The 12,459-nt window shown below is 51.3% G+C and carries 9 protein-coding genes and 1 pseudogene; 8 read left to right on the top strand and 2 right to left on the bottom strand.

All coding sequences use genetic code 11. The features are described 5' to 3' along the window. Positions 1-377: 377 nt before the first annotated feature. Both aceA and SFC07_RS00780 read left to right on the top strand, forming a co-directional pair. Positions 378-1,676 carry an isocitrate lyase gene (gene aceA / locus SFC07_RS00785; protein WP_411206325.1) on the top strand — a complete coding sequence of 433 codons (1,299 nt, stop codon included), beginning with the start codon at positions 378-380 and terminating at the stop codon, positions 1,674-1,676. 449 nt (positions 1,677-2,125) lie between these two features. After that, a pseudogene (locus SFC07_RS00780) lies at positions 2,126-3,301 on the top strand (FUSC family protein); the annotation flags it as partial. A 367-nt stretch (positions 3,302-3,668) separates the two neighbouring features. Here SFC07_RS00780 and SFC07_RS00775 read toward each other — a convergent pair. After that, entirely contained in the window at positions 3,669-4,316 is a 648-nt protein-coding gene (locus tag SFC07_RS00775; RefSeq protein WP_411206324.1) for a metallophosphoesterase, read from the bottom strand. An 80-nt stretch (positions 4,317-4,396) separates the two neighbouring features. Between SFC07_RS00775 and SFC07_RS00770 the strand changes: the two genes are divergently transcribed. After that, complete coding sequence (locus tag SFC07_RS00770; protein WP_411206323.1) at positions 4,397-6,262, top strand: BCCT family transporter; 1,866 nt, start codon at positions 4,397-4,399, stop codon at positions 6,260-6,262. 58 nt (positions 6,263-6,320) lie between these two features. Here SFC07_RS00770 and SFC07_RS00765 read toward each other — a convergent pair whose 3' ends face one another. Then, complete coding sequence (locus tag SFC07_RS00765) at positions 6,321-6,593, bottom strand: three-helix bundle dimerization domain-containing protein (RefSeq protein WP_411206322.1); 273 nt, start codon at positions 6,591-6,593, stop codon at positions 6,321-6,323. A 375-nt stretch (positions 6,594-6,968) separates the two neighbouring features. Between SFC07_RS00765 and SFC07_RS00760 the strand changes: the two genes are divergently transcribed. From SFC07_RS00760 to SFC07_RS00740, 5 genes are all read left to right on the top strand, one after another. After that, positions 6,969-7,967, top strand: a complete 999-nt coding sequence (locus tag SFC07_RS00760) for a hypothetical protein (protein ID WP_411206321.1) — start codon at positions 6,969-6,971, stop codon at positions 7,965-7,967. Between the two features lie 132 nt (positions 7,968-8,099). Beyond that, positions 8,100-9,710, top strand: a complete 1,611-nt coding sequence (locus SFC07_RS00755; RefSeq protein WP_411206320.1) for a lamin tail domain-containing protein — start codon at positions 8,100-8,102, stop codon at positions 9,708-9,710. Between the two features lie 285 nt (positions 9,711-9,995). Then, on the top strand, positions 9,996-11,399 hold the full coding sequence (locus SFC07_RS00750) for an Abi family protein (protein WP_411206319.1): 1,404 nt from the start codon (positions 9,996-9,998) through the stop codon (positions 11,397-11,399). Between the two features lie 56 nt (positions 11,400-11,455). Then, positions 11,456-11,833, top strand: a complete 378-nt coding sequence (locus SFC07_RS00745) for a hypothetical protein (protein ID WP_411206318.1) — start codon at positions 11,456-11,458, stop codon at positions 11,831-11,833. 216 nt (positions 11,834-12,049) lie between these two features. Next, positions 12,050-12,436, top strand: coding sequence for a hypothetical protein (locus tag SFC07_RS00740; RefSeq protein ID WP_411206317.1), 387 nt, complete (start codon positions 12,050-12,052; stop codon positions 12,434-12,436). The last annotated feature ends 23 nt before the right edge of the window (positions 12,437-12,459 follow it).

Here is a 12,459-nt window from a genome sequence, read left to right as displayed (position 1 = left end):
AGCTTTGCCAACTTTACTGCTACTTCACCCCCGCTCCACACCCCGTCATTATTGAGAATTTTCTAGATTTTCCCACCGAGGCGGTTTTTACAGGTATTTTCCCTCAGCCATCATTTGCACTGCACATGGAAGAATTCAACATTTTTTGTGAATAATTTTAAGCACGATAAGTTTGCAAACTTAACAACAGGGGTAGTCACCCCCGCGCAAAACTTAAAAGGCCAAACCCATTGACCACACCATGTCCGATAGCGCAAAGTGTGAAGCACGCCACCACAGCACGAGGTACAGATCACTTAAAGATCTTCTCCTTATTCAACCTCACACCTGAGGCTGGCAGCCCCCATTGCGTATTAGCACTAAAGGAAGTGACTCGGATGTCCAACGTAGGAAAGCCACGCACCGCACAGGAAATTCAGCAGGACTGGGATAACAATCCACGCTGGAACGGCATCACCCGCGATTACACCGCGCAGCAGGTAGCAGAACTTCAGGGCTCTGTTGTTGAAGAGCACACCCTCGCCCGCCGCGGCGCTGAAATCCTCTGGGATGCAGTTTCCCAGGAGGGCGAAGGCTACATCAACGCTCTTGGTGCACTCACCGGTAACCAGGCTGTGCAGCAGGTTCGTGCTGGTCTCAAGGCTGTTTACCTTTCCGGTTGGCAGGTCGCTGGCGATGCAAACCTCTCCGGCCACACCTACCCTGACCAGTCCCTCTACCCTGCTAACTCCGTTCCTAACGTAGTTCGCCGCATCAACAACGCACTGCTACGTGCAGATGAAATCGCTCACGTTGAAGGCGATGATTCCGTTGACAACTGGCTCGTTCCAATCGTGGCTGACGGTGAAGCTGGCTTCGGTGGCGCACTCAACGTCTACGAACTGCAGAAGGCCATGATCAACGCAGGTGCAGCCGGCACCCACTGGGAAGATCAGCTCGCTTCCGAAAAGAAGTGTGGACACCTCGGTGGCAAGGTGTTGATCCCAACCCAGCAGCACATCCGTACCCTGAACTCTGCACGTCTGGCTGCTGACGTTGCTAACACCCCAACCGTGGTTATCGCTCGTACCGACGCTGAGGCTGCAACCTTGATCACCTCCGATGTTGATGAGCGCGATCAGCCTTTCATCACCGGTGAGCGCACCGCTGAGGGCTACTATCACGTCAAGAATGGTCTGGAGCCTTGCATCGCTCGCGCTAAGTCCTATGCTCCTTATGCAGACATGATCTGGATGGAGACCGGCACCCCAGACCTCGAGCTGGCCAAGAAGTTCGCAGAAGGCGTGCGTTCTGAATTCCCAGATCAGCTTCTGTCCTACAACTGCTCCCCTTCCTTCAACTGGTCTGCACACCTGGAGGCAGATGAGATCGCTAAGTTCCAGAAGGAACTGGGTGCCATGGGCTTCAAGTTCCAGTTCATCACCTTGGCTGGTTTCCACTCCCTCAACTACGCAATGTTCGACCTGGCTTATGGCTATGCCCGCAATGGCATGACCTCCTTCGTCGATCTGCAAAACCGCGAGTTCGCAGCAGCTGAGGAGCGCGGCTTCACCGCCGTTAAGCACCAGCGCGAGGTTGGCGCAGGTTACTTCGACACCATCGCCACCACCGTTGATCCGAACTCCTCCACCACCGCCCTTAAGGGTTCTACTGAAGAAGTTCAGTTCCAGCACTAATCACTAGCTTCTCCTATATAAGGACAGCGGCTGATATGACCAATCCCAGGTCATATCAGCCGCTGTTTTGCGCGCCGACCCCGGCAGTGACTTCCCAGTCACCTTCTCCAGGGCAAAGATAGTTGATCACACTTAACTTGTTGAAGTAACACCTTCCTATTTCTGCGCCATAGAATTAGCCTTAAACGCAAAGAGCGTAAACGAAACTCACTGAGGCGTTTTTCTTTTTGTTCCAGTACCCGAGCAAACACTCAAAACAGCACCAGAAGAGAAACCCAGAGTAAACAATTGACACAGCTGCACTATGAAAACCACCACAACGGCCCAATCCGCTTAAGCTTTTTATCGCCTTTCACTCACCTGGCCCCCGTTGGCCCGGTGCGCTTCATGCAGCCCTAGCCCTTCTTATCCCTGGCTCCATTGCCCTGCTCTTTGGTTATGAACAGGAAATGCTGCTGATTGCTGCCTGTGGCTTCACTGTTATTTATGGTGAAGGCCATCCCTATCGCAAGCGTTTCCAAGTCATGCTCATTGCTGGCATTTTGCTAGCTTCGGGAGCTTTGTCGGGAGCACTCGTTGGTGAAGTTGTGTGGTCGCATATTAATGCGGGTGGCTCACATTGGTGGCTGATCATTATTGCGCTGTTTACCACTGCAATTGCCACCATCGGCGCGTGGATTCAAAATGCGCTGCGCTTGCCCCCACCCGGTAGCTTTTTCATTGTCATGGTGGCAGGTGGTTCCACCATGGTGGCAAAGCTTGGTCTAAACCCAATTGAAGTAAGTCTGTGGTCTCTGGTGGGTGCTGCCACCGGCCTTACTCTGGGTATGTTGCCAATGTTGCTTAACCCGCCCCGCCCCGAGCAGCAAGCGGTAGAGGTGCTGGAAAAGGCCGTTAAGGATTTTGCTGATTCCCCCACACCTTCCGTGGCTAAGAATCACCAGGCGGAAACGGCATTGTCTACGGCGTGGTTTGCACTGTCTGATGCGGGAATTTTGTCCGGTGGCCGGGTGCGCCGCAAGGATCAAAGTGATTTGGTCGCTCGCGTGCACCGCGCACATACCAAGTTGGCTATTTTGAATACGCGCACCAAGCACAAGGAATCCGATGAGATTTCGGATACCCCCAACTACCTGGACTTGTCGCGAACCGCAATCCCGCACAGCCGCCCGTCGATAAGCTATCGCTTTTACCGCAGTGCCTCCCCGTACAGCCACGCCACGCAGACGGCGCTGAAGGTAATGATGGCCTCGCTGCTTTGCGGCGTGGCCGGTATCGCACTGGGCATGGGGCGCCCTGACTGGGCAATTGTTTCGGCGCTGCTGACCCTGCAATGGGGTCCGGATAAGATTCCGGGCACGATTCGTGGCCTGCACCGTTTGATCGGTTCCATGGGTGGCATTTTGCTTTATGCTGCATTCCACCTGGCTGGCGTGCATGGCTTTAGCTTGTTAATTGCGCTGGCTGTGTGTCAGTTCTTCGCGGAATTTTTTGTGGTCCGCAATTATGCGCTCGCCGTTATTTTCACCACCCCGCTGGCATTGCTCATGGGTAACGCTGTGACTGAGCCCTTGCAGTACATCATGGTTTCACGCACCGTGGAAGTTGTGCTTTCCATCGTGTTTGCGCTGCTAGTGCTATGGTTCTTCCTACCCGATACCGAGGCTCGCCACCACGATCGCCTGCGTCGCCGCACGCACCAGGCGATGGGTGCCCTACTCGGCCGTTTGCTCGGGACAAAACCTGCAGATGCCCTCAATGAGCGCCGTGACCTGCAGTATGAGTTGCTGGGTGAGCGTCGCGCCGCGCAGACTTTGTCCAACAACCACCCCACACGGGTGCAAGAAATCTGGCCTGAGCACCTACGTTTGCAAAGAGCTGGTTATACCCTTTTGGACTATTGCACCACTAATGACTCCCGCGAGCTCAGCCTTGAGGAAATTGGCCAATTGGCTGCGATGGTGCGTGAAACAGCCTCCGTACCAGGACGTTTTAGGGTGGCAACTCCAAAGAATCCCACAGCCGCTGACGCACCAAATGCTCCGGAGCGGGCTGCAGATTCCACGCCTCCACGCCCACATCAACCTGGCCGCGAGCAGTCATCGGAAACTGGGAATGCAGATGACCATGGATCAACAAAGGAACATTAAGCCTTAATTCGTCATAACGCGAGGGCATGCCCTGGTGATCCTGCCCCGGGCGCGGAAAATGCGATAAGTACACATCCTCGCCCTCCCATTTCATCCGCTGCGCCGACTGCACCGAGTCAAAAACCTCCAAAAACCGCGCCTGCCGCTTATAGGCATCACGGAAAAGTGGGTGGCAGGAATCATGATTACCAGCAATAAGATGCTTTTCGACGCCGCCCAGCCGGTTGCCAATGAGGCTTAGCGCGCGCTCTTCAGCGCCGCGACTTCCGCTGGAAATATCTCCCAGAATCCACAGGGTATCGCCTGCTTGCAGCAGTTTCTCCAGGTTTCCCAAAATAACCTCATCATGATCTTCAGGGTCCTCAAAACCACGTAGTGAAGCCACAAAACTATGGCCCAAGTGGAGGTCGGAACTAAACCAGGTTGCACTCATGCCGGCCAGTCTAGCTTTTGCTCTCTTGCAGCTGGGCGGGAATACTGGATTGTCCATGCTTAATTGTGAATATCATCCCCAACCCCGGCCCGCGACATCTTTCATGATGCTGTGCGCTTAAAGGAGTAGGACTTATTGTGTCCACCGTCCCTGGAAATCAAGAACGACAAGAAGAGAGCTCACACTATCCGCATGACACCCACCCTGGCCTTGTGCCGGGTATTTCAGTAGAAGATCAAAGAAATAAATTTGGCATTGATAAAACCGTTTTTGGTGCCACTGCCGTACTTATTGTGGGCTTTATTATCTGGGGCATTTCCAGCCCCGAGTCCGTCTCCTCAGTTTCATCCTCAATGTTTAGCTGGGCCATGACCAATACTGGTTGGCTGCTTAACTTTGTCATGCTCATTGGCTTAGGCACCATGGCCTACGTGGGTTTTTCCCGCTATGGACGTATCAAATTGGGCACTGATGATGACGAGCCCGAATTTTCCCGTTTTTCCTGGATCGCCATGATGTTTGGTGCTGGCATTGGCGTCGGTATCTTCTTCTTTGGTCCTTCCGAGCCACTTTGGCACTACCTCGCCCCACCGCCACATACTGTTGCCGGATCCACCCCGGAGTCCCTGCATCAAGCGTTGGCGCAATCCCACTTCCACTGGGGTTTAAGCGCTTGGGGTTTATATGCCCTAGTCGGTGGCGCTTTGGCTTATTCCAGCTATCGACGCGGCCGAGTCACCCTTATCAGTTCCACCTTTAGATCCCTTTTTGGTGAGCGCACTGAAGGTATTGCTGGCCGACTCATTGACATTATGGCGATTATCGCCACCCTCTTTGGCACTGCTGCCACTTTAGGTTTATCTGCCATTCAGATTGGTCAAGGTGTAGAGATTGTCTCTGGTGCCTCTGAAATGAGCAATAACATTTTGCTCATCATCATTGCGGTCTTGACCATCTGTTTTATTGTCTCTGCTGTATCTGGTGTTTCCAAAGGCGTGCGTTATCTCTCCAATGTAAATATCACCCTTACTTTGGGGCTCATCCTCTTCGTCTTTATCTGTGGCCCCACACTTTTCCTGCTTAATCTCATTCCTTCCGGAGTTTTGGAATATGGCAATCAATTCCTCTCCATGGCGGGTAAATCCCTTTCTTGGGGTGAGGAAGCAGTAGATTTCCAAGCCAGCTGGACCGCATTCTATTGGGCGTGGTGGATTGCCTGGACTCCTTTTGTGGGGATGTTTATCGCCCGTATCTCCCGGGGCCGTACCCTGCGTGAATTCACCTTGGTTACCATCGCAGTTCCCTCCTTCATTCTGATTTTGGCCTTCACCATTTTTGGTGGCACCGCAATCAGCATGAACCGGGATGGAGTTGCAGGTTTTGATGGCAATTCCTCCAAGGAGCAGGTGCTCTTTGATATGTTCAATAATCTGCCACTACAGATGCTGACACCTTTTATTCTCATCTTTGTTTTGGCGGTATTTTTTATTACCTCCGCCGATTCCGCGTCGGTAGTGATGGGAACCATGAGTTCTCGGGGCAACCCAGCCCCCAATAAGTTGGTTGTGGTCTTCTGGGGGCTGTGCATGATGGGCATTGCCATTGTCATGCTGTTATCTGGTGGTGAATCCACCTTAACGGGCTTGCAGAACCTCACCATTTTGATCGCTATTCCATTTGCTTTGGTGTTGATCGTGATGGCCATTGCTTTTATTAAGGATCTTTCCACTGACCCCGCGGCGATTCGCCACACTTATGCGCGAGCTGCAATTTCTAATGCAGTGGTACGTGGTTTGGAAGAACATGGCGATGATTTTGAGCTGGCTGTGGAGCCTGCTGAAGAAGGTCGCGGTGCCGGAGCTGATTTTGATTCCACTGCTGATCACATCACTGAGTGGTATCAACGCACCGATGAGGAGGGAAATGACGTGGACTATGACTTCACCACTGGCGAATGGGCCGATGGTTGGACCACGGAGGATTCCTCGAAACAACAAGATTAAGGCATAAAAATAGCCCGGATGTGCAAAGTGCACATCCGGGCTATTTTGAGCTTGGGCTTTAAGCAGCCATGCCACGGTTTAGGGCAATGAAGTCAAGCAAATCTGCATTGACGTTGCCAGCAACCTGCTGCAGTGCAGCGGTAGCCTCGCGGGCGATAAAGATCTTACTGAACATAGTGATCTTGGCATCGCGACCTGCGGCCACGGAGTCAAGAATTGCATCCACGTGGTTAGGTGCGACGAGGCCATCAAATCGTGCATGAAGGTCTTCACGCACGCTCCATAGGCTGTCGTGCTTTGCGCTGCTGATGGAAGTGATATTAGTAGCCATGGTCGTTTTCCTTTCTGGGTCCGAGGGAGTTAATTTTTTGACCCCTGGTTGTTCATCTTGTGTTAACTTTAATTCACCTTTTGGAAATAAACAATCAGGAACTTTAAGAAAGTAGTGGGATCGCCCCCATTATTAGACTCAACCCTTTATCGAAAGTCACCCAACAATCGCGGTAGCAACTTTCACACCCCGATATCACCCCAGCTCAAAGCCACTTCAGTAAATTTTCTAAAATCTAAGTCACTGTGGTTAGAAAAAGTGACGGATTCCACCCCCGCCGGATGGTCAATTGGCGGATTTTTGTTCCGCTAGACCCCTCGAATGCATATGCTTAAGCGCAAGAAAATCCTGGAACTATCTAAGGCAGGGGTCGAAATGAACGACTTCGAAACCACAATCGACCGGATCACCAAGGAAAATGATCCCGCGGTTCGTTTGCGAGTGCAGCAATTTATTGTGGAAACAGTAAGAGCACTGCCCAACCTCACCACTAAACAAGGTGCTTCCCTAGCCATTCAGCTGCTTGAAACCCTGCACTTTGCAGATTCTCCAGGAGTATCGAGGGGTTCGTCGACAAGCAGCCACGCCAGCCAGACACCCAGCTTTGATGCGCTGAGCACCTTAATTGCTGACCTCGATGTGCGCAGCGACGCCGAATGGCGGTCTTTTGGGTTCCAGCCCACCGAGGATGCGCACCCGCTGCTGATCGCGATTCCGGAAATTGAGATTTTTTATCGCCATACTGATGTGGCACCCACCAGTAGTGAAGCGACGGCGCCAAGTTTCCATGAAAATCAAGCCATGTGGCGCCGGCGGATTGGCTCGGTAACGGAACCTAACCTTATATATAAGGAATTCACTGGACCCGGGCGTGCACAACGTGCTGTAGAGATGTTCGGCAATCTGTGGAAGATTGGCGCCGTGGTCACCCGCGATACTCAAAGCCGACTAGGCATGTGTACGCAGGTATATACGCCGGTAAAGGGCGAGAAACCGATTCCAATGATGAGCGAGAAAGACTGTTGGTATCACATTCAGATTTCTGAAAGCATTGGCGAGAATCAGGTTCCAGAAATTGTGCGCTGTGTAGCAGAAATTTTCTGCGGATATGTGGCACAAGTATGGACCACTACTCCCGTTCCAGCAGGAAAATTGCGAATTCAGGAATCTGAAGCGGCCGCGTATATCGCTTTGGCTCGGCTTGACCTCCCGGCGCGCACGGGCAATACCACCTGGAGCAATAGCTATTTGTCCACGCAGCCGTTGTCACCAGCATTCCGTTGGGATGTGGTGTTGGAGGCATCCCACCAAATTGAAAACCTTCTGCGTGGGGATACTGCTCCCGTTACTGCAATTGGGCCGGAGGGAAGCTAGAGGCTGGAGTACCCGGAGCGCCCGGGCGGAGTTAATCAAGAGTTCACCTGAAGATAATTTAGGCATTACTCACCTCACATAGGTTTCTTATGTTCCCTCATAGTTATCTTAAGTTTTGTGAAAGTGGTTGAAGTGAATAAGCGCACTCTCCTTGTCACACCTGTTGTGGCTTCCTTAGTATTTTGCAATCTTGCTGTTGCCAACTCCACTGCCGCGGAAGTCACCACTTCCCCCATCGTGATCAATGAGGTTGAGTCCAATGGCGATGCTGTCGGCGACTTCGTAGAACTTGCCAACACCGATACCAATAACTCCGTTGATCTCTCCGGCTGGAGCCTGGTTGACGAAAATGACCAGAACCCAATTGTCTTGCCAGCAGGCACTGAGATCGAGTCCGGCGGATACTTCCTCATCTACCCAGATACCGCTGACATTTCCACCAGCAATAGCTTCGGTGCTGCACACTTTGGCCTGGGCAAGGATGACACCGTTACCCTGCGCGATGCAGCCGGCAATGACGTAGCCACCTACAGCTGGGCAGATCTTGGAGCACATGCTGATACCACCTACGGCCGTGTTCCTGATATGACTGGCGAGTTCACTACCACCGGTGCATCCACCCCAGGGCTGGCCAACATTGCTGGCACGGACACTCCTGACGATGGAGACGATCTTGTTGCAAATGCAAAGCTCCCACTCCACGAGGCTGAGGTTTCCGCAGTAGCTCTTGGTGGCGCATTTGAATCCGGCGATATGTCCGGTGTGGATTTTGATGCCGAAGGTAATGCCTGGGTAGTTAACAATGGCAGTGGCGTTATTTACGCACTTAGCTTCGATCCTGCAACCAACACCTACACCCAGCTGGGCCAGTGGCAAACCACCTACGCAGAGGGAACCGGCACCCTGGATGCAGAGGGCATTTCTGTAGCAGCCAACGGTGATATTTACCTGGCTACCGAGCGCAACAACACTGACAAGAACGCTTCCCGTCCCTCCATCCTCCGTTTTGCCAATCCACTCGGCAAAGAAGGCACCCAGGTTGCGCTGCACGAATGGAACCTGGCTGAGTTCGCCAACGTCACCGACGCAAATGGTGGTTTGGAAGCAATCGAGGAGCTCGAAGAAAACATCTTCGCTGTTGGCGTAGAAGAGACCGGCGATGTACTCGTTATCAACACCGCCGCTGACGCTCCAGTTTTGGTACAGCGCTATGAGTCTGTCTTCCCAGGTGTTATGGCACTTGACTACAATGCCGATTCCAAGAAGCTCAGCGTTATCTGCGATGAAGACTGCGAAGGCATGTCCGAGATTCTGACCTGGGATGGAGCTCAGCTCACCAAGGCTGATGACAAAGTCTACGAGCGTCCTGCCAACTTGGGCAACTGGGCTAACGAAGGTTTTGCAGCCTACACCTCTGAGCTCGAGTGCACCGATGGCTCCACCACTACCGTGACCAGCTACCTGTGGGCAGATGACGCCGCAACCAATGACTTCAAGGCACTGAACTCCGCTCAGGTCATCGAAGGCGATTGCGAACCTGTTGGTGGCGAGGTTCCAGGTGACGATGAAGAAGGCACTACCTCCTCCAATAACAAGGGTTCCACCACCTTCGCTGCAGGTAGCGTTGTAGGTTCCCTCGCTACCACCTTGCTGGCAGTGGTCGGAATCGCCGGCGCAATCGGTGGTTTCGTACAGCAGATCCTGAATGCTTTCCCTGAACTGAAGAACTACATCCGCTTCTAAGCTCTTAGCTTCTTTCCTCTTTCACTCCTCGGCTTGAGCTGGTCGAGTGGATTGAGCGAAGTGAGGGACAGAATTCGCATAAAATAAAGGCCGGCGCTTTTAGCGTCGGCCTTTTGGTGTCCTCTATGGAAGGGGCGCTAGAAGAAAGTACGAGCTAAGAATCTAAATACAGCTCTATTCTGCAGATCCAATCCACCCCTTGCTCATTGAATCCCCCTGAGGTAAATTAATTTTCATCATGACTAGCCGTTCTCTTCGTATGAAGAGGCGGCTAGTTTTTTCTTTATGGCAAACACTAGTAGTCGGTATGCTAAGCCTTCTACTTCTGTGCCGGAACAGGTTGAAACACTCCGGAAGCGTGGGCTAGATGTCGGCAACATAACAGATGCCGAAGCATTGCTTCGACAAATTGGCTATTACCGACTTTCAGGTTATTCCTATTTCTATAAGGAGCCACCTCCCGCTGACAACTTCAAAGCAGGCACCACCCTCTCTCAAGTTAAATCCCTTTACGATTTCGATGAACGACTGCGGTCAGTCCTGCTCGAGGGAATTAGCCAAATCGAAGTTGCGTTGAGGTTTCACATTGGTCATCGATTAGGCAGAAGGGACACTTTTGCACATTTTTTCAGTACGGAACTAGATGAAAATTTTGGTCGGTGGACCGCAGGGGCTAATTTCATAGAGAAATCTGAACATCAGAGATGGCTACATGACTTTCTTAAGGCGGAAAACCGGTCTCAGGAAGCATTTGCCCAGCACTTTCGCCGAAAATTTGGCCCACATTTTCCTGTGTGGGTTGCCACAGAGATCATGTTGTTCGGAATCCTCAATCAACTCTTTAAAGCGATGCCAGAAAACGATCGGAAACTCATCGCACTTCGATTGGGCCTTCTTACAAATGACGAAGATGTCGATTCTGCTACCCTGACGAATTGGCTCAATCACCTAAAGTACGTTCGTGACGTATGTGCTCACCAATCTCGGGTCTGGAATCGAACATTCGACAAGCTCCTTGCCAAACCCACCAGCAAGAATGTCGATGAACTCTCCCATTGGAACAATATTTCAATTAGGAAACTTTACGGGACGATCTCAGTTATTCGTTTCCTGCTTGCACGAATTAACCCGTCCTCCAACTGGCATATATTTATCAACTCACTTATCAGTGACTTTTCACGCCTAAGTGGAATCAGTATGCAAGAGCTGGGGTTCCCGAAAAATTGGGAAATAGAGCATATTTGGCAGCCTTATTACCAAGCAGATTTCAATCTCATCAAAATAGTTGACGCTATTGACAACACTTCAACTGTAAATCGACCTGAGGCGATGCGGCTCTTAACTGTTAAAGAGAATGAGGCTGAACAAAAACGATGGATACGCTATCTTTACTCCCACAATTCGATCATTGGCCACAAAATCGGTCCCCAGATGTATTACCCCGATTTCCAATTCAAGAACGGTGACGTATTTCAACCCGTTGCGGAAACGAACCGGAACCTTTTTAGAAGATTCTCAAATTCCAAATTGGACAAATCTGAAATTTCTCTCCACGTCCAAGACTGGTGGCTTCGTGCTTCCACAAGAAATGGCTTTGAAATGGCACCTATTGAACTAGTTGTTACACATCCAAATCACGTTATTTTAGCCAGTAGACAATGGTCGTGTACTACAATTTCCCTGCGCTAAGTTCTTCCTTCTTTCTGAAAAGTCCAATTAACTCCCTTCTCCGTTAACATTATGGGGTGTCCTTCCTCGATCGTTTTCGCCGCCAAGAACCAGCGCTTATGGCCTACCCCAAAACCTTGACCGATATTAAGGTAGCTCTGCTCAAGGTTTATATGGCCGAGGACTTAGTGATCATCAATATTGATGCCACCGGAGCTCATGCGCTTCTCGACGCCGCCCACCACCTCACCCCCACCCGCCTCAGCGCGCAACAAGGTCGGCCCCTCACCCTTATCCCAACCAAAGATTCCGCAACTCCGCCCACTCTGGATCCAAATCAGGGCTGGCTCTTGCCACTTTCCCCTGCCGTAACTAAGGAAATTTTGAACTCTGGACTTCCCATCGGTGAATTCGAACTTGCCAGCATCAATGTCGCCTTTGTTGTAGAGCCTTAAATCAAGATTGCTATTCCCCCAGGTCACGTCCGAACAGTCCCCCAAATAGGGGTGAAGAAACCACGTGAACCAATTAGCAAAAATTTAGTTATCCATCACATATTTTTGATAGCCTCCTGGTGAAACTACACCCCTTGCAAGTAAATTTGCATTGGAGTGAAAGTATTACCCACCCTATGATTTCTTTTTTGAATGCTTAGGTTTAGATTCTTAAAAATGAATCCTCGTACACCTACTTATAGGGCAGTCGCAACGGTCACCCTGGAAGTCGAGTTCTCAGGCTTGGCGGGGATTAAGCGAGCTGTCACCGAGAAGTTTGCAACCATTCCAGAACACCTCACTGAAGAATCACTTAAAGAAAAGATCGACAAAGATTTCTGCGAAGCCTTGGTCCTCGCCCTCGACCCTAACCTTGGGGTAGATGTCGGATCCAAAATCCTAGTCACCCGCCAAACCGCAGAAGTAGTGTCCATCCATGAGATCGAGCCAGCAATTGATGACAATAGCTCTGATCTAGAACCTTTTAGTGTCGATACACTCATGGAAAAAGCTCTCATGGTCACCGGTTTTGCTGGACTGTGCCAGAACCCCCTTCGCCTTTAGACCCCATTGCGGCGAGCGAGGAG

The sequence above is a fragment of the Corynebacterium callunae genome, assembly GCF_046592015.1.
GTDB lineage: Bacteria > Actinomycetota > Actinomycetes > Mycobacteriales > Mycobacteriaceae > Corynebacterium > Corynebacterium callunae_A.
This window is presented reverse-complemented; position numbering and strand designations above follow the sequence as displayed.

What these genes read in the sequence shown, in the direction of transcription:
- aceA (WP_411206325.1), top strand. Translation starts at nt 378, where the DNA reads ATGTCCAACGTAGGAAAGCCACGCACCGCACAGGAAATTCAGCAGGAC.
- SFC07_RS00775 (WP_411206324.1), bottom strand. Translation starts at nt 4,316, where the DNA reads ATGGACAATCCAGTATTCCCGCCCAGCTGCAAGAGAGCAAAAGCTAGA.
- SFC07_RS00765 (WP_411206322.1), bottom strand. Translation starts at nt 6,593, where the DNA reads ATGGCTACTAATATCACTTCCATCAGCAGCGCAAAGCACGACAGCCTA.
- SFC07_RS00760 (WP_411206321.1), top strand. Translation starts at nt 6,969, where the DNA reads ATGAACGACTTCGAAACCACAATCGACCGGATCACCAAGGAAAATGAT.
- SFC07_RS00750 (WP_411206319.1), top strand. Translation starts at nt 9,996, where the DNA reads ATGGCAAACACTAGTAGTCGGTATGCTAAGCCTTCTACTTCTGTGCCG.
- SFC07_RS00740 (WP_411206317.1), top strand. Translation starts at nt 12,050, where the DNA reads ATGAATCCTCGTACACCTACTTATAGGGCAGTCGCAACGGTCACCCTG.